The sequence below is a fragment of the Archangium gephyra genome (genome assembly GCF_042230915.1).
In the GTDB taxonomy this organism is placed as follows: Bacteria; Myxococcota; Myxococcia; order Myxococcales; family Myxococcaceae; genus Archangium; species Archangium gephyra_B.
The window spans coordinates 6,623,635-6,641,578 of the sequence record NZ_CP102578.1; the positions used below are offsets into that span (position 1 = coordinate 6,623,635).

General features: G+C 70.7%; 9 protein-coding genes. 5 read left to right on the plus strand and 4 right to left on the minus strand.

The features are described from left to right. Positions 1-8: 8 nt before the first annotated feature. Entirely contained in the window at positions 9-518 is a 510-nt protein-coding gene (locus tag NR798_RS25975) for an AAA family ATPase (protein ID WP_375765186.1), read from the plus strand. 7 nt (positions 519-525) lie between these two features. Here NR798_RS25975 and NR798_RS25980 read toward each other — a convergent pair whose 3' ends face one another. Continuing rightward, positions 526-1,491: a LysR family transcriptional regulator gene (locus tag NR798_RS25980; protein WP_375765187.1), complete on the minus strand. Its 966-nt coding sequence runs from the start codon at positions 1,489-1,491 to the stop codon at positions 526-528. Positions 1,492-1,569: 78 nt separating this feature from the next. On the opposite strand from NR798_RS25980, the gene NR798_RS25985 reads away from it, so the two are divergent. From NR798_RS25985 to NR798_RS26000, 4 genes are all read left to right on the plus strand, one after another. After that, positions 1,570-2,814 (plus strand): acyl-CoA dehydrogenase family protein, encoded by a 1,245-nt coding sequence (locus NR798_RS25985; RefSeq protein ID WP_375765188.1) that lies wholly within the window; start codon positions 1,570-1,572, stop codon positions 2,812-2,814. Beyond that, entirely contained in the window at positions 2,811-3,635 is an 825-nt protein-coding gene (locus NR798_RS25990; RefSeq protein WP_375765189.1) for an SDR family oxidoreductase, read from the plus strand. Before NR798_RS25985 ends, NR798_RS25990 begins: the two co-directional genes overlap by 4 nt. Next, the gene (locus NR798_RS25995; protein ID WP_375765190.1) at positions 3,632-4,696 is read left to right on the plus strand and encodes a phosphotransferase family protein; all 1,065 of its coding nucleotides are present in this window, start codon (positions 3,632-3,634) and stop codon (positions 4,694-4,696) included. Before NR798_RS25990 ends, NR798_RS25995 begins: the two co-directional genes overlap by 4 nt. 236 nt (positions 4,697-4,932) lie before the next feature. Further along, a complete protein-coding gene (locus tag NR798_RS26000) occupies positions 4,933-5,970 on the plus strand; it encodes a DUF481 domain-containing protein (RefSeq protein WP_375765191.1) in 1,038 nt (345 codons plus the stop codon). Here NR798_RS26000 and NR798_RS26005 read toward each other — a convergent pair. From NR798_RS26005 to NR798_RS26015, 3 genes are read right to left on the minus strand one after another with little or no spacing between them, the layout of a single operon-like run. Continuing rightward, on the minus strand, positions 5,967-13,580 hold the full coding sequence (locus tag NR798_RS26005) for an amino acid adenylation domain-containing protein (protein ID WP_375765192.1): 7,614 nt from the start codon (positions 13,578-13,580) through the stop codon (positions 5,967-5,969). The two genes, NR798_RS26000 and NR798_RS26005, sit on opposite strands and share 4 nt — an antisense overlap. Further along, on the minus strand, positions 13,577-14,413 hold the full coding sequence (locus NR798_RS26010; RefSeq protein WP_375765193.1) for a thioesterase II family protein: 837 nt from the start codon (positions 14,411-14,413) through the stop codon (positions 13,577-13,579). The genes NR798_RS26005 and NR798_RS26010 overlap by 4 nt, the downstream gene beginning before the upstream one ends. Positions 14,414-14,419: 6 nt before the next feature. Beyond that, entirely contained in the window at positions 14,420-17,911 is a 3,492-nt protein-coding gene (locus tag NR798_RS26015) for a type I polyketide synthase (RefSeq protein WP_375765194.1), read from the minus strand. Between the last annotated feature and the right edge of the window lie 33 nt (positions 17,912-17,944).

The window sequence follows — 17,944 nt, forward strand, 5'->3', positions numbered from 1 at the left end:
CTGAAGGCATGAGCAACACGCGTCCGGTGCTGCACTTCGTCGCAGGGAAGGTGGGAGCGGGAAAGACCACGCTCGCTCGCAAGCTCGCGCTCGAGGTCCCCGCGGTGCTCATTTGCGAGGACCAGTGGATCGCCTCGCTCGGTGGCGAGGTGAAGACGCTGCAGGACTACGTGCGCGCCGCCGCCCGCTGCCGCAAGCTGCTGGTGCCGCACCTGCGCGACATCCTGCGCGTGGGGGCCTCGGTGGTGCTCGACTTCGCGGGGAACACGGCACGCGATCGCGCCTGGGTGCGCAGCATCTTCGAGCCCGCGGGGGCGGACCACGTGCTGCATGTCCTCGACGTGCCGGAGACGTTGTGCCTGGAGCGCCTGCGCCAGCGCAACGCCGAGCGCCCCGAAGGTCTGTTCTGGGGCGAAGTGAGCGAGGCACTCTTCCACGAGGTGACGAAGTATTACGTGCCTCCCTCGGAGGAGGAGGGTTTCCGCGTCGTGCGTCACAACGCCTCACGCGATCTCTAAGCCGGCGTCACCTCGGACGCCCCCTCCCCTGGCGGCGGGCCCTCTCCGGACTCGCCTCCGCGCGCAGTCCCTCTGTGATCGCCAGGAGCTCCGCGCGCAGCCACTGGCTGCGGGGCTCGCCGTCCACCTGACGGTGCCAGTAGAGGTGGAGTTCCACGGGCGGGAGCGCCACCGGCATCGGCAGGAGGTGGTTGCCGAGAGGCGCATTGAGCGCCGCCGCGTAGCGCCGCGGCATGGTGAGGAGCAGGTCCGAGTCAGCGACGATGCGGTACGCCGCCTCGGGGTGCTGGCAGCGCACGGCGACTTCCCGCTGGTAGCCCAGGCGGCTGAGCCCCAGGTCCTCGAGGGCCAGACCCGTGCGCCGAGAGGACACGGTGACGTGCCGCGCCGCCAGATATGCCGCGATATCCAGCCTCCGCCGCCGCGCGCTGACCACGCAGAAGGTGTCACGCATCAATACCGTGTGGCGCAGTTCGGCGCCGGTCGGCTGCGCCACGTCCACGGCCAGATCCAGTCTCCCCGACGCGAGGTCCCTCTCCAGGCTGGCCCGGTCGAGCCGCACGCTCGCCACCCGGACCTGAGGGGCACTCTCGCGCAGCCGCGAGACGAACCGAGGAAGCAGTGAGGGCTCCAGCTCGTCGTTCATCGCGAGGATGACCTGGCCCGCATCGCGCCGGGGGTCGAAGTGACGGGTGCGCGCCACCGCCTGCTGGAAGAGCGAGAGCGCCTCCTGGATCCCCGGGGCTAGACGCTCGGCAAGCGGGGTGGGCGCCACTCCGCGCCCCTGCCGCACGAAGAGCGGGTCATCGAGCTGCTCCCGCAGGCGCGCCAGGGCGTGGCTCACCGCCGACTGGCTCAGGAACAGGACCTCGGCGGCCCGCGTGAAGTTCCGCTCCCGGTAGACGACGTCGAACACCCGGAAGAGGTTGAGGTCGAGCTGGGACAGCCTCGCTGATTCATGAGCCTCATTCATGGCAACACATGACCAACATTCACTGGCTTCATCAAGGGGCCCGGCCGCAGGATGGGGCGGCGAAACAAGGGGCCTGCCATGAACTTCGAGCCGAGTGACCGTTCCAAGGACTACCGCGAGCGCGTGCGGCGCTTCATCCAGAAGCACATCCAGCCCGTGGAGGCTCAGTACTGGGCGCAGATCCGCTCGGCCAGCCATGGCGGTGACTGGCGGCGCTGGAAGATCCCCCCCGTCATGGAGGAGCTCAAGGCTCGCGCCCGGGCCGAGGGCCTGTGGAACCTCTTCCTGCCCGACGCGAAGCTCGGCGCGGGCCTCAGCACCCTCGAGTACGCACCCATCGCCGAGGAGACGGGCCGCAGCTTCATGGCTCCCGAGGTCTTCAACTGCAACGCCCCGGACACCGGCAACATGGAGGTGCTCTGGAAGTACGGCTCCGAGGAGCAGAAGGCGCGCTGGCTCACGCCGCTGCTCGCCGGGGAGATCCGCTCCGTCTTCTGCATGACCGAGCCCGATGTGGCCTCCTCGGACGCCACCAACATGCAGGCCACGGCCGTCGTCGAGGGCGACCAGGTGGTGCTCAACGGGAAGAAGTGGTGGTCGAGCGGCATCGGTGACCCCCGGGCGAAGATCATCATCTTCATGGCCCGCACCGCCAATGAGGGAGGCGATCGCCACCATCAGCACTCGATGGTGCTGGTGCCGCTGGACACCCAGGGCGTGGAGATCCAACGCATGCTCCCGGTGTACGGCGACTACGACGAGCCGCACGGCCACGGCGAGGTGCACTTCCGCGACGTGCGAGTGCCACTCTCCAACATCATCGCGGGCCCGGGACGGGGCTTCGAGATCGCCCAGGGACGCCTCGGGCCCGGCCGCATCCACCACTGCATGCGCTGCATCGGCGCGGCGGAGCAGGCGCTCGATCTGATGATCGACCGCGGCATGAACCGCACCGCCTTCGGCAAGCCGCTGCTCAACCTCGGCGGCAACCGCGAGCGCGTCGCCGAGGCGCGCATCGCCATCGATCAGGCCCGTCTGCTCACGCTCTACGCCGCCTGGAAGCTGGACGAGCTGGGCGCCCTCGGCGCGATGAGTGAGATCTCCGCCATCAAGGTCGTGGCGCCCAACGTGCTTCAGAAGGTCGTGGATGACGCCATCCAGATCCACGGTGGCGCCGGGGTGTCGCAGGACACGCCGCTCGCGAGCTTCTTCGCCCAGGCGCGCACCCTGCGGCTCGCGGATGGACCGGATGAGGTCCACAAGGGCCTCATCGCCCGCATCGAGCTCTCCAAGCGCGGGTTCTCCAGGAGCCGGGAATCATGAGTGACCAGCGCATCTTCATCACCGGCGGCGCCAGCGGCCTCGGACAGGCCATCGCCCTGCGCTACGCCCGGGCGGGCTGGCGTGTCTGCATCGCCGACGTCAACGACACCCGGGGCGCGGAGACCCTGAAGACCCTCTCCTCCCTCACCTCGCATGCGCACTACCTCCGCTGCGACGTGACGCGCGAGGAGGACCTGCGCGCGGCCTCCGAGTGGCTCGCCTCCAACTGGGGCGGTGTCGACGTGGTGGTCAACAACGCCGGCGTGGCCCAGGCCGGTGCCATCGAGGAGGTCCCGCTCGCCGACTGGCAGTGGATCATCGACATCAACCTCCTGGGCGTCGTGCGCGGCTGCAAGGTCTTCACGCCGCTGTTCAAGCGCCAGGGCCACGGCCACTTCGTCAACGTGGCCTCCATGGCCGGGCTGCTCGATGTGCCGATGATGAGCAGCTACAACGCGACCAAGGCCGCCGTCGTCTCGCTGTCGGAGACACTGCACAACGAGCTCTCCGATGACCGCATCGGCGTCAGCCTCGTCTGCCCGTCCTTCTTCAAGACCAACCTCACCGAGTCGCTGCGCACCTCCAACTCCGGGCTGCGGACGGCCATGGGCAAGCTGCTCGAGCGCTCGCCCATCACCGCGGAGGACATCGCCGATCGGATCTTCCGGGCCGTCGAGCGGCGCGACTTCTACGTCCTCCCCCACTCCGAGGGCCGCCAGGCCTGGTTGATGAAGCGCCTCCTCCCGCGCGGCCTCTATTCCTCGATCATCCGCAAGCGCACCCGCCGGATGCGCGGGCTCGGAGGGACGCAGCAGGCATGACTCCCGCTCTCGATGAGGCCAGGGCCGTGCGCGCGGGCGAGGAGCTCGACGTCCCCGCCGTGGATGCATGGCTGAAGGCCCAGGTGCCCTCGCTAGAGGGCACCCCCAAGGTCACCCAGTACGCGGGCGGTGCCTCCAACTGGACCTACCGCCTCGAGTACGCCAACCGCGACCTCATCCTGCGGCGGCCTCCCGCGGGAACCAAGGCGAAGTCCGCGCACGACATGGCGCGCGAGTACACGGTGCAGAAGGCGCTCAAGCCCGTCTACCCCGCCGTGCCCACCATGATCGGGCTGTGCCAGGACCCGGCCGTCATCGGCGCCGAGTTCTACGTGATGGAGCGCATCGCCGGCCTCATCCCCCGCTCGCGCCTGCCCGCCGGGCTGCGGCTGGACGCGGCGCAGACCCGCCAGTTGTGCCTCAACGTCATCGACAAACTCATCGAGCTGCACCGGGTGGACTACCGCGCCGTGGGGCTCGAGTCGCTCGGCAAGGGCGCTGGCTACCCCCGGCGGCAGATCGAGGGCTGGTCGGATCGCTACGAGAAGGCCCGCACCTGGAACGTCCCCAGCTTCCGCTCCGTGCGCGACTGGCTCGCGGCCCATACCCCCGGCGACGTCTCCACCTGCGTCATCCACAACGACTGGCGCTTCGACAACGTGGTGCTCCACCCCGAGCGCCCCACCGAGGTCATCGGCGTGCTCGACTGGGAGATGGCCACCCTGGGAGATCCGCTGATGGACCTCGGCAACACCCTCGCCTACTGGGTGCACGCCGACGACCCCTGGCTGATGCGCATCACCCGCCGCCAGCCTACGCACCTGCCCGGCATGCTCCGGCGCGAGGAGGTGGTCGCCTACTACCTCGAGCGCACCGGGCTGAAGCCAGCCAACTGGGCCTTCTACGAGGTCTACGGCCTGTTCCGCCTCGCCGTCATCGCCCAGCAGATCTACTACCGCTACCACCACAAGCAGACGCGCAACCCGGCGTTCAAGAACTTCTGGATCCTCGTCAACTACTTCGACTGGCGCTGCCGGGGCATCATCCGGAAGGCGCGCTGAACCGCTCGCTGACACGTCAGAAGCCGGGCTGACATGTCATCCGGAGTGTCAGCGGGCTGCCCTGGCGTCCGTTCCCGGGCCCGAGGCCCGTCCTCTCGCGGGGTTCCACGCAGGAGGGTGCTGGCCCGGCCCGTGCACTTCAAACAGCCAACTGATGGAAACAGGACTTTGCGCTCGGCGTGCTCCTGGTAGTAGACGCCGCGCCTGAGGTCCCCCATCCACTCCGCGAGTCCGCCGTGCTTCCTGTCCACGCCCTTCTGTCCGCCTTCCTGACGTTCCAGGCCCCCGCTCCCGCGCAGCCCGCCACCCCGGCGCAGCCCTCCGCGCCGGCGCGGGCCACCACCTCCGAGGAGGCCACCAGCGCCGCCGAGCGCGCCGCGTCCTCCGCCGAGCGCGCCGCCGCCGCCGCCGAGCGCGCCGCCGAGGCCAACGCCCGCATGGCCGAGGCCATCGAGAGCCTCGCCCGCGGCATCGCCCGCACGGCGCCCGCCGCCGAGCAGCCCCCCGCCGAGCAGAAGCCCGAGACGGCCGCCGAGAAGAAGGAGGCCGCGAAGAAGGACGTCTGGGACGTCACCGTGGGCCTGGGCCTCATCTTCATCACCGGCAATGCCTCCACTGTCACCTTCAACGGCCTGATCGCGGCGGAGCGCAAGACGGAGAACTGGATCTACTCCGTCAAGGCCTCGGGCGTTTACGGTGAGAGCCGTCCCCCCGGGCTGGAGGGAGAGGTGGTGACGGTGTCGCAGGTGACGGCGCTCAACGCGGCCCTGCAGCTGCGCGGAGACCGCCGCTTCACCCAGAAGATCAGCGGCTACCTGCTGGGCGCCGTGGACGCGGACCACGTGAAGAGCGTGGAGTTCCGCGGCGCCGGCGAGGCGGGACTCGGCATCATCTGGCTGGACACCAAGCGCGCCGATGGAGGCGATGCCTTCCTGCGCACGGACATCGCCTTCCGTTACGCCCGGGAGACGCGCTTCCAGTACTACCCCACGCGCCTGGAGCTGCCGGATGTGTCACTCGGCGGCCCCCGCTTCGGCGCGGCCTTCCGTTACGGCATCGCCAAGGACGTCGCGTTCCTGGAGGAGCTGAGCGTGCTGCCCAGCCTCATCGAGGGCTCGCGCCTGCTCATCAACAGCCAGACGCAGCTGTCCGTGCGGCTGACGCAGACCCTGTCGATCGCCACCACCTTCCTCTTCCTCTACGACAGCGAGCCGGCCCAGGGGAAGCTGCCCACCGACACCTCGCTGTCGGTGAGCGCCGCGATCAGCTTCTAGCGTCCCGGGTCCGCTGGCGCCTCCAGGAACCCCCGGCTCACCAGTGAGCCGAGATAGGTCGACACCAGGCCGAGGTCCACGGGCGGGCAGGACGTCTCCGTCCCTTGCAGGGCCTCGACCGCCTGGCGGCTGTCACAGACCACCATCCGCGGCCCTCCCACGCCCCGATCCTCCAGCGGAATCTGCTGGAGGATCAGCAGCAGCTCACTGAGCTCCCGGTCGGCTCCGGCCGTCGAGGAGAGCCTGGCGAGCCACTCGTCGTAACGCAGGGTGCTCAGCCCGTAGCCGAAGGCATTCATGTGGCCCCACATCACGTCCGCGCCGATGAGGTGCGGATTGACGATGTGGTACGTCTTGCCGAGTGCCTCCGGGCGCAGCGACAGCTCCACGATGGCGCCGCTCACGTAGTCCACGGGCGTCAGATCGATCAGGGGCTCGAGGTGCGGAGCCGCTCCCAGCCGGATGCACCCCTTGAGCGTCCTGCACACCAGGTCGTCCGTGTTCCAGGCACCCGTCCGGCTGTGGCCGGTGACCCGCCCGGGCCGGTAGATGGTGACGGGCAGCCCGCGCCGCGAGGCCTCCTTCACGAGCTTCTCGGCCACCCACTTGGTCTGCGAGTAGCCCCCCACCACGCTGGTGGGAGCGTCGAGCGGTGCGTCCTCGAGGATCGGCTCCTTGCGCCCCAGGGGCAGCACGGAGATCGTCGAGACGTAGTGCAGCGGCTTGGCGCGCGTCCGCGTGGCGAGCCGGAGGATCTCCCTCGTGCCCTGCACGTTGGCCGCCCGCATGGAGTCGTAGAGGTAGAGGAAGTTCACGAGCGCGCCGTTGTGGTAGATGGCATCCACCTCCTCCGACAGCCGCTGGAACTCCGCCTCCGAGAGCCCCAGCAAGGGCTGGCTGATGTCGCCCCGGATGGGGACGATGCGCTGCGCCAGGTCCTCACTCCAGAGCGAGTAGCCCTCCAGGTTCTTGCGAATCCTGCGCAGCCCGTCTTGCTCCGACTCGCAGCGCACCAGGCAGTAGATGCGCGCCTGCGTCTTGCGGCAGAGCTCCTCCAGGAGGAACGCACCGAGGAAGCCCGTGGCGCCCGTCAGCAGAAGGGTGCGCGGAGCCCCCGGGGAGGCCGCCGGCACCTTCCCCGGATCGATCTCCGCCTCGAGCACGGCGTCCGCCTCCATCCGCGCCGCCGTGTCGTCGGCCTGGAACGTTCCCTCGCGCACGGCCTCGATGGCGCGCGCCATCTCCGCCAGGGTCGGCGCCTGCAACAGGGCCCTCAGGGGAATCTCCACCACGAACGCCGAGCGCGCGAGACCGAGCACCCGGTAGAGCAGGAGCGAGTGCCCGCCAATCTCGAAGAAGTTGTCGTGGATGCCCACCTGCTCCACGCCCAGGGCCTGGCGCCAGATGGCGGCCAGGGACTCCTCGGCGGGAGTCCGGGGCGCGACGTGCTCGCGGGTCTGCCGCACCCGCCCACTCCGCGGAGCGGGCAGCGCGCCGCGCTCCAGCTTCCCGTTCGGCAACAGCGGCATGGCCTCGAGGATCACGAACGCCGAGGGCACCATGAACTCGGGCAGCTTGGACTTCAGGTAGCTCCGGAGCTCGGAGGGCTCGGGCGCCTGCTCGCCGCGCGCGACCACGTACGCGACGATCTGCTTCTCCGTCCCCGCGTCCTCCCGCACCACCGCCACGGCGTCGCGCACCGAGGGGTGCTGCGCCAGCACCGCGCCAATCTCCCCCAGCTCGATGCGGAAGCCCCGCAGCTTCACCTGGTGATCCAGGCGGCCCAGGTACTCGAGCTCGCCCGTGGGCAGCCACCGCGCCAGGTCCCCCACCTTGTACATGCGCGCGTCCGGCCCGGGGCCGAAGGGAGACCGGAGGAACCGCTCCGCCGTGAGCTCCGGGCGGCCCAGATACCCTCGCGAGACTCCGGCACCGCCGATGTAGACCTCGCCCGGCACCCCCACCGGAACCGGCTGCAGGTCCTGATCCACCACGTACACCTGGGTGTTCCCGACGGGACGCCCGACGTTCGGCGTCTCCCCGCGCTTCACGAGCGAGTACGTCGAGTAGGTCGTGGTCTCGCTCGGACCGTAGAGGTTGTACACCTCCCTCACGTGCCCCAGCGCGTAGACCTGATCCACGAGCGCCCCCGAGAGCGCCTCTCCCGCCAGGTTGACGATGCCCACCGAGGGCGGGATGACGGCACCGGCCCGGAGCAGCGCGGCCATGGCCGAGGGCACGGTGTTGAGGAGCGTCACCTCCCCGACCGCGGGCAGCTCCGGCAGCTCCAGCGCGTTCCTCGCGAGGATCACCCGGCCACCGACGGACAGCGGGGCGAAGATCTCGAAGACGGAGATGTCGAAGCAGATGGACGTCGAGGCCAGCGTCCCCGCGAGGTCCTTGGGCGCCCAGACGCGCGTGGCCCAGACGAGGAAGGCCACGGCGTTGCGGTGCTCGATCATCACGCCCTTGGGCCTGCCCGTGGAGCCCGAGGTGTAGATGAGGTAGGCGACCTTCTCCGGCGCCGTCGTGTGCTGGGGATCCTCGGTGCTCTCGGCGCCGATGGTGGGCCAGTCCGTGTCCAGGCACAGCCGGCGCGCCGTGCAGGCCGGCAGCTCCGGGACGAGCCGCTGCTGGGTGATCAGCACCGGCACCTGGGCGTCCTCGAGGATCAGCGCCTGCCGCTCCTGGGGATAGGCGGGATCCAGCGGGACGTAGGTGCCTCCCGCCTTGAGGATGCCCAACAGGCCAACGACGATGTCCTCGGTGCGCTCGACGCACAGGCCGACGCGCGTCTCGGGCTGGATGCCGAGCCGCAGCAGGTGGTGGGCGAGCTGGTTCGCACGGCGGTTGAGCTCGGCGTACGTGAGCGTCCGCGTGCCGGAGATGACCGCCACCGCCTCCGGAGTCCTCCGGACCTGGGCCTGCACCAGCTCGTGCATGCACACCGCCGGGTAGTCGAGCGCCGTGTCATTCCACTCGACGAGGAGCTTGTGCCGCTCCTCGGGCGAGAGGAGCGACACCGCGCCGAGCCGGGTGTTCACGTCCTGGGCGAAGGACGAGAGGACGGCGCTCAGCCCCTGGAAGAGCTGCTCCGCGTCCTGCCCGCTCATCCGGGCGGTGTCGAAGGCCATGGAGACGTGCATCGACTCGCCCGGCATCACCACCACGGTGAGCGGGAAGTTGTTGCGCTCCACGGCCCGCACGTTCTCGATCCGTTGCGCGCTGCCGCTCCGGTCGAGCGCGCCCTCGAGCGGGTAGTTCTCGAAGACGACGATGGTCTCGAACAGCGCGGCCTGCCCCCGGACAGGGGACGCCGCCTGGACGTCCACGAGCGGCGTGTCGGCCTGCTGCTCCAGCTCCAGGTGCTGCGCCGACACCTGGGTGAGCAGCTCGGCCAGGGTGCCCCCCTCCTTCATCCGCACGCGCAGCGGCAGCGTGTTGATGAAGAGGCCCACCATCGACTCGGAGCCGGCGAACCCACCGGAGCGGCCGGAGACGGTGACACCGAACAGCACGTCCTTCGACATGCCCCGCTTGGCCAGCACCACCGACCAGGCGGCCTGCACCACGTTGGCGGGCGTGACCCGGCAGGACCGGGCCACCTCCTGCAAGCGGGCCGTCAGCGCGGGAGCGAGCGTGAAGTCACGCCGGCCGTACCCGGGCTCCTGGACCTCCGAGGGCTTGCTCACCGGGAAGGCCACGGGGCCGCCCCACCCCTCCAGGGACTGGCGCCAGAACGCGGCGCGCTCCTCCTGGGGACGGGCCGCCACGTGCGCGACGTGATCGCGGAACGGCCGTGCGGGCGTCAGCTGCGCGGGGCGCCCCGCCAACGCGGCGTCATAGGCTCCGAGCACGTCCTTGACCACCAGGGGCAGGGACCAGCCATCGAGCACCGTGTGGTGGAACGTCCAAACCAGCCGGACCCGGTCCGCCGCGCTCCGCAGCAGCGCGACCCGCATCATCGGCGCCTGGGCGGGATCCAGGCCCCGGGCACGCTCCTCCGCCAGCCAGGTCTCGAGGGCGCGCTCACGCTCCTCGGGGACGAGCCCCTGGAAGTCGCGCACGGCCACCTCGGGCTCCGCGTCGCGGAGGACGACCTGCACGGGCTGATCCAACCCCTCCCAGCGGAAGCAGGTGCGCAAGGCGCCATGGTGCCGCACCACCGTGCGCCACGCGTCCGCGAGCCGTGCCTCGTCCCACGTCCCCACCAGGTCACACGCCACCTGCTGGACGTACATGTCCGAGCGAGGCCCGGCCAGCACGTGGAACAGCATGCCCTGCTGCATCGCCGTCGCCGGCAGGATGTCCTCCACGTTCCCGGCCAGGGAGGCCCGCAGCGCCTCGGCCTGCTCGCGCGGCAGCGGACAGAGGGCGAAGGGCTCGGTGTGGCGGACCTCCTCGCCCGCCAGCGTGCCCGTCTCCGCACCCGCGGCCGAGGCCGCCAGCTCCCGCACCGTCTGGTGCAGGAAGACCTGCTTCGCCGTCAGACGCACACCTCGCTCCGCCGCCCGCGCCACCACGCGCAGGCGCGAGATGGAGTCACCGCCCAGCTCGAAGAAGTTGTCGTCGATGCCAACGCGGTTGGCGCCCAGCACCTCGCGGAAGACGTCGCACAGCGTGCTCTCCAGCGCGGTGCGAGGCTCCACGTACGACTCGAGCGCGACCGGCGTGGGATCCGGCAGGGCCTTGCGATCCACCTTGCCGCTCGGCGTCACGGGCAGCTCGGAGAGGAAGACGAAGGCCGCGGGCACCATGTACTCGGGCAGGGCCTTCGCCAGGAAGGCGCGCAGGTCCGTCGTCCCCAGGGCCGCCCCGGAACGGGCGACCACGTACGCCACCAGCCGCTTCTCTCCGTCCGCGCCCGCGCGAACCACCACGGCCGCGTGCACCACGTCCGGGTGCCGCACGACCACCGCCTCCACCTCGCCGGGCTCGATGCGGTGCCCGCGGATCTTCGCCTGGTCATCCATGCGGCCCGCGTACTCGAACGTCCCGTCATGACGAATGCGCGCCAGGTCTCCCGTCCGGTACATCCGGGAACCCGGGAGCAGCGGATCCAGGATGAACCGCTCCGCCGTCAGCTCGGGCCGGCCCACGTAACCGCGCGCCACGCCCTGCCCTCCGATGCACACCTCGCCCAGCGTCCCGCGAGGAACCAGCTGGCCCCGGGCATCCAGCAGCATCACGTACGTATTGGGAAGCGCCGAGCCGAGCGACACCGGCTTCCCCCGCTCGACGCGCGCCACCATCGACCACACGGTCGTCTCGGTGGGGCCGTACAGGTTCCACACCTCGCGGGCCCGCTGGCAGAGCGCCTCCGCCAGCTGCGCGGGCAGCGCCTCGCCTCCGGACAGGGCCACCAGCGAGGGCTCGCCCCTCCAGCCCGCCTCGATGAGCATGCGCCACGTGGTGGGCGTTGCCTGGAGATGGGTCACCTTCTCCGCGCGCGCCAGCGCCACCAGCTGCTCACCCGAGCGGGTCTGCTCCCGCGTGGCCAGCACGATGCGAGCCCCCGCCACCAGCGGGACGATCAGCTCCACCACCGAGATGTCGAAGGACAGGGTGGTGATGGCCAGCAGCGTGTCCTCCGCGCGCAGCGGAATCCGCTGGAGCAGGGCTCCCACGAAGCTCGAGAGCGCCCGGCGGGGAATCGCCACCCCCTTCGGACGTCCAGTGGAGCCGGAGGTGTAGAGCACGTATGCGAGCCGCTCGGTGTTGCCGGGCCGGGGCACCACGTCCCCGGACACCGGGAGTACCTCCTCCACGAAGAGGCGCGAGGCCTCCGTCTGGAACGGCAGCCGCGCGTCACGCGCGCTCACCACCACCTGCACCTGCGCGTCCTCCACCATGTAGGCCAGGCGGTCGGCGGGCAGCGACGGATCCAGCGGGACGTAGGCCGCACCGGCCAGCAGCGTCCCGAGCACCGAGGCCACCAGGTCAGGCGTGCGCTCCAGGTACAGGCCCACGCGCGACTCGGCCCCCACTCCGCGCAGCTCCAGCTCACGGGCAATGGCCGCCGCCCCCTCCAGCAGCTCGCGGTAGCTCAACGTCTGGCCCTGCCACGTGAGGGCCGGTGCATCGGGCTGACGGGCCACGGACGCGGCAATGGCCTCCATGACGTCGGTATAGGGCTCGCCGTGCTCAGGCCGGGACACCAGCTCCGTCCGCTCGGCGGCGGGGATGACGGACAGCTCCCCCACGGCGCGGTTCGGGGCCTCCACGACGGACTCGAGCACCGTGCGGAAACGCTCCGCCATGCGCCCCATGGTGGCCGCGCTGAACAGGTCGGCGTTGTACTTGAAGCAGCCGAACAGCTCGCCTTCGATCTCCGCCATGTCCAGCGTGAGATCCAGCTGCCCCTCCTGCTGCGTCAGGGGCAGCGGCTCGAGCACGAGCCCCCCACGCGACACCGGGTGCGCCGGGGCCCCGGGCGTGAAGAACGGCGTCAGCTCCGGCAGCACGAAGGCCTTCTGCAGGCCGAACATCACCTGCATGAGCGGCGGGCGGCTCGGATCCCGCTTGATCTCCAGCTCCTGCACCAGCCGCGCGAACGGATAGGCGTCATGCTGGAACGTCTCCAGGACGTCCGCGCGCACCGCACCAAGCAGCTCCTGGAAGGACTGCTCCGGGTTGATCCGCGCCCGCAGGAGCACCGGGTTCACGAAGTAACCCACCGTGCCCTCGAACTCGCGCCCGTGGCGTCCAGCCGTCGGCGTGCCGACGAGGAAGTCACGGTGGCCGGTGCTGCGGTGCAACAGCGCCTCGAAGGCCGCCAGCAGCACCACGTAGAGCGTCGCTCCCGCTCCCCGTGCGACCTCCTTGAGCCGCTCCGTCAACCGCCGGTCCAGGCGCAGGGTGGCGATCGCTCCCCGGTACGTCTGGAGCGGCGGGCGGGGGAAGTCCAGCGGCAGCTCCAGGACCGTGTTGGCCCCCTGGAGCTTCTGCTTCCAATACGCCCCGAGGCGCTCTCCCTCGGGGCTCGCGAGCAGCTCGTTCTGCCAGCGCACGAACCGCCCGTAGTCCCCCGCGGAGCGGAGCTCGGGCAGCGGCTTCCCCTCCCGGAGGGCGGGATAGAGGGCGAAGAGGTCCTCGAAGAAGAGCGTCACGGACCAAGCGTCCACGACGATGTGATGGAACGCCAGCAGCAGGGCGTGGTCATCTGGAGCGCGCGTGAAGAGCCGCGCCCGGAAGAGCGAGCCGCGCGCCAGCTCGAAGGACGCCCGGGCCTCTCCGTGCACCTTGGCGAGCAGGGCCCCGTCATCGAGCCCCCGCGCATCCCGCACGGCGAAGTCCACCTCGGCGCGCGGTGCCACCTTCTGCCGCAGCCCCTCGTCCTCCAGGACGAAGGACGTGCGCAGGGCCGGGTGGCGCTCCACCATCAGCGAGAGCGTCTTGTGCAGGGCCTCCACGTCCACGGGGCCCCGCACGCGCCCCGCGAAGAGGAAGTTGTACGCCCCGTGCTCACGGGCCATCGGCTCGATGGCGTAGAGCGCCTGCTGGCCGGACGCCAGGGGGAAGGTGCTCACGTTGCGCCGCAGCAGCTTCTCCAGCAGTGCGCGCTGCTCTTCCACCGAGAGCTGGTCGAGATTGATGGGACCCTGGCTCATGCCGCCTCTCCTTCCATACCCACTGCCTTGGCGCCCAACAGCTCGGCGCACAGGACGTCGAAGATCTGCTGCCTGCGCTGCTCGAGGAAGAAGTGCCCTTCCCCGTGGTACGTCTCCAACCGGAAGCCGCCGCGGGTGTGCTCCCGCCACGGCTCGACCTCCTCGGGCAGCACCGTCCGGTCGGACGAGCCGCGGAAGCAGATGAACGGGCAGTCCAACCGCTCCTCGGGGGCGCAGCTGTACTGGTCCATCAGCTTGAAGTCCGCCCGCAGGCACGGGAGGAACATCTCGACGAGATCCGGATCCGCCAGCACCTCCGGCCGGGTGCCGCCCATCTTCACGATCTCCTCCAGGAAGACCGGGCGAGGCAGGTGGTGCTTGTCCGGCCCGCGCTTGGGAAGGTGCGGGGCCGAACCGGCGGACAGGAAGAGGTGCGTGGGACCCGGCCGGCCCGCGCGCCGCAGCGTGCGCGCGAGCTCGAAGGCAAGCTTCGCCCCCATGCTGTAGCCGAAGAAGGCGAAGGGTGACGTGAGCAGCGGCTCCAGTCCCTCGGCCAGGGCCGAGAGCAGAGCCGGCCACTCGGCCAGCGGAGTCTCCTGGATGCGCAGTCCCCGTCCCGGCAGCTCGACCGGGAGCACCTCGATGGACTCCGGAAGGCCCGTTCCCCAGGTGCGGTACGCCCCGGCGTTCCCCCCCGCGAACGGGAAGCAGAACAGCCGGATGGCGGGCGACACCCTGGGCGTGTGGAAGGCAACCCAGGGGTTGGGGGGAGCGCGCCAGGTGTTGGTAACGGCGGTGGTGGGCCTCATGGTCGAAGCTCGCTGGCCAGTCATGGTGGGTTACTCCCGGCTGCCCCGTTCCGGCTGCGTGGGGAGCAGACGGGTCAGGAGCGCGCGGACCTCGGTGTCGGACAGGTCTCCCAGGCGGTTGAGGAGCGCACTCGGGTCATTGTCCGGCTTGCGCTCCTCGGCACGCGGCGCCGCGCGGCGCCGCTCGATCTCCGTGGCCACGTCGGCCAGGCAGCTCGCCTTGAGGAACTCGACGGCGGGGACGACGACGCCCAGCTCCGACTCCACGCGGTTCTTGAGCTCCACGGCCATCAGCGAATCCAGGCCGAGCGAGCTGAGAGGCCGGCGGACATCGATGCGCGCGGTGTCCACGCGCAGCGAGCGGGCGACGTTCTGCTGCAGGTACTCGACGAGCCGCTCCGTGGCCGAAGCCGCGGGAGCCGCCGCCTTGCGTGCGCCCTCCCCTTCCACGCGCCGGGCCACCAGGCCGCGGATCTCCACCAGCACCCGCCCCTGCTCGTCCAGCAGCAGCACGTCCGCGGCGAGCGAGCCCGCCTCGGCGCGCATCACCGCGTAGCCCCAGGCCTCGCGGCTCGCGGACACCCGGTGCAGCTGCAGGGTGCGTGCGGCCACCGGCACGTAGGCCGCGCCGGGCTGCCGGTCCGGGTCGTTCGCGATCAGCGTGGCCGCGAACACCTGGAGGCAGGCATCGAGGAACGCGGGGTGCACGAGGTAGCCCTCCGTCGCCACGCCCTCGGGCAGCCGCAGCTTCGCCACCGCCTCGCCGCGTCCGAGCCACATCGACTCAACGCCCTGGAAGGTGGGCCCGTAGACGACCGACTGCGCGGCCAGCGTCTCGTAGTGGTCGGTCACCGGCTGACGGCACCGCTCACGCAGCTGCTGCAGCTCCAGGGTCAGCTCCGGGCGCCCGGCATCCGCGCTCCCGGCGATGGTCGCCGCCAGGTGCTCCACGAAGGCCGCGTCGGACGTGGTGCCCTTCGGGGCGCTGCGGATGCGGACGACTCCGCCCTGGCCCCGCCGCTCCACCTGGACGCGCACGGTGCGCTCGGCCTTGTCCGCCAGCACCATGGCCTGCTTGATGGCCACCGCATCCACCGGGCGGTGCTCCGGTCCGAACACCTCGTGCGCGGCCGCCATCGCCATCTCGAGGTACGCCGTCCCGGGGACCACCACCATGCCCTGCACCTGGTGATCCACCATGTAGGGCGCCTTCGCCACCGACAGCGTGGACTCCCACTGCATACCCGACTCCACCGCCCGGGCCGTGCCAATCAACGGGTGGCTCGCGGCCTCCTGGATGACCGGCAGCGCCTTCTCGGCCGGGAAGGAATCGGCGATCCAGAAGCGGCGGCGCTGGAAGGGATACGTCGGCACGCGCAGGCACCGGCCACCCTCCGGGAACAGCACCCGGAAGTTGAACGCCGCGCCCCGGACGTAGGCGCGAGCCCAGGCACCGGCCAGCGGCTCGGTCCCGGCCACGAGCGCGCCCAGGTCGAAGCGGATGGCCGAGGCGTCCGCCCCGCCCGTCGCGTCACGCGTCACCGCGGGGTTGTTGGCCTCGTGCTCACCCCGAGCCAGCTTCGCCACCGCGTCCTCCAGCTTCAGCGCACCCAGCAGGTAGGCCCCGAGCACGCCCACGTCGCCCCGGATGACGACCGAGTCGGGACGGAGGCCCGCCGCGCGCACGAGCGCCGCCAGGGCCAGCTGGGCGGTCAGGCCGTCCCGGCGCCCCTGCTCCAACTGCGTCCCCGCGAGGACGCGCTGGCTCGCCTCCCACTCCGTCCGGGCCGCGGGGAAGCGGTTCAGCGCCTCGCGCAGCTCCGGAGCGCAGGCCGCGTTGGCATCGAGCACCAGCACGGTCTTCGCCCGCCGCTCACGGCGCTGGCCCAGCTCCACCGCGGAGGCATCCCCCGCCAGCCAGGCCGACAGGGCCTTGCGCAGCTCCCCCGGCGTCCGGCCGGTGGCCGCGAGACGCAGGCCATGGTGCGAGCGGCGGACGCTCGCGGTGAAGCACAGGTCATGCACGCCCTGGCCGTACCCGCCGAGCCACTCCACGTACCGGGTGGCCAGCGCGCGGAGCGCCTCGTCCGACTTCGCCGAGAGCGGCAGGACATACGCGTTCTGGCCGTCGGCCACGGGCGCCAGCTTGGCGACCGGGGCCTCCTCCAGCACCACGTTCGCGTTGGTTCCACCGAAGCCGAACGAGCTCACCGCGGCGAAGCGGCGCGCGGTCCCCCGCTTCCAGGAGCGCGTCTCGGTGGGGAACGCCAGGGGCGTGCCCTCGAGGGAGATCTTCGGGTTGAGGGTGGTGAAGTTGATGTTGGGGGCGACGAACTCCCGCTCCAGCATCAGCGCGGCCTTGATGAAGCCACCAACGCCGGCCGCACCCTCCATGTGGCCGATGTTCGTCTTCACCGAGCCGACGAAGCACTTGCTCCCGTCCGCGCGCTGGGTGCCGAACACCTCCTTGAGGGCGTCCACCTCGATGGCATCACCCATGGAGGTGCCCGTGCCGTGCGCCTCGACGAAGCCCACCTCCTCGGCCTTCACGCCGCCGTCCGCGAGCGCCTTGCGCAGCAGCTCGCGCTGGCCGAGCACGTTGGGCGCCGTCAGCCCGTTGCCGAAGCCGTTGTGGTTGACGGCCGAGCCGCGCACCACCGCGATGATGGAGTCCCCATCGTTGATGGCATCGGACAGGCGCTTGAGCACCACCATGCCGCAGCCCTCGGCGCGCACGAAGCCGTCCGCGTTGGAGTCGAAGGCCTTGCACTTGCCCTCCGGCGACAGGAGGCGCGCGGTGGAGAAGTAGATGGTGTTCTCGTGCGACAGCACCAGGTTCACACCACCGGCCAGGGCGACATCACACTCCCGCAGGCGCAGCGCCGACACGCCCTGGTGGATGGCCACCAGCGACGAGGAGCACGCGGTGTCCACCGAGGAGTTCGGCCCCCGCAGGTTGAGGGCGTAGGACACACGGCCGGACGCGATGCTCGGGATGTTGCCGGGCAGCGAGTACACGTCGATGCGCTTCGGGTCCCCGGAGCGGATCTGGTGCGTGATGTAGTCGTCCGAGCAGATGCCCACGAAGACGCCGGTGTTGGCGCCCACCGTCTCCGGCACCAGGCCCGCGTGCTCCAGCGCCTCCCAGCCCACCTCCAGCAGCAGGCGCTGCTGCGGATCCATGGCCTCGGCCTCGCGCGGGGTGATGCCGAAGAAGTCCGCATCGAAGAGGTCCACGCCCTCGATGAAGCCACCGTGGCGGGTATAGAAGCGGCCCGGCGTGCCAGGGTTCGGATCGAAGAACCGCTCCATGGCACGGCGGTCCTCGGGGATCTCCTGCACCGCGTGCTGCCCTTCCATCAGCAGCTTCAGGTACGACTCGGAGTCGGTGACGTTCCCGGGGAAACGGCACCCGAGGCCCACGATGGCGATCGCCTCATTGGCGGGGTGCAGCAGCTTGGCGAGGGCCCGGCGCTTCTCCTCCGGGAGGCTCGCGACCAGACGCGACAGTTCAGAGCTCATGTTGTGAATTCCTTGGGGACGCCCTTCACGGGC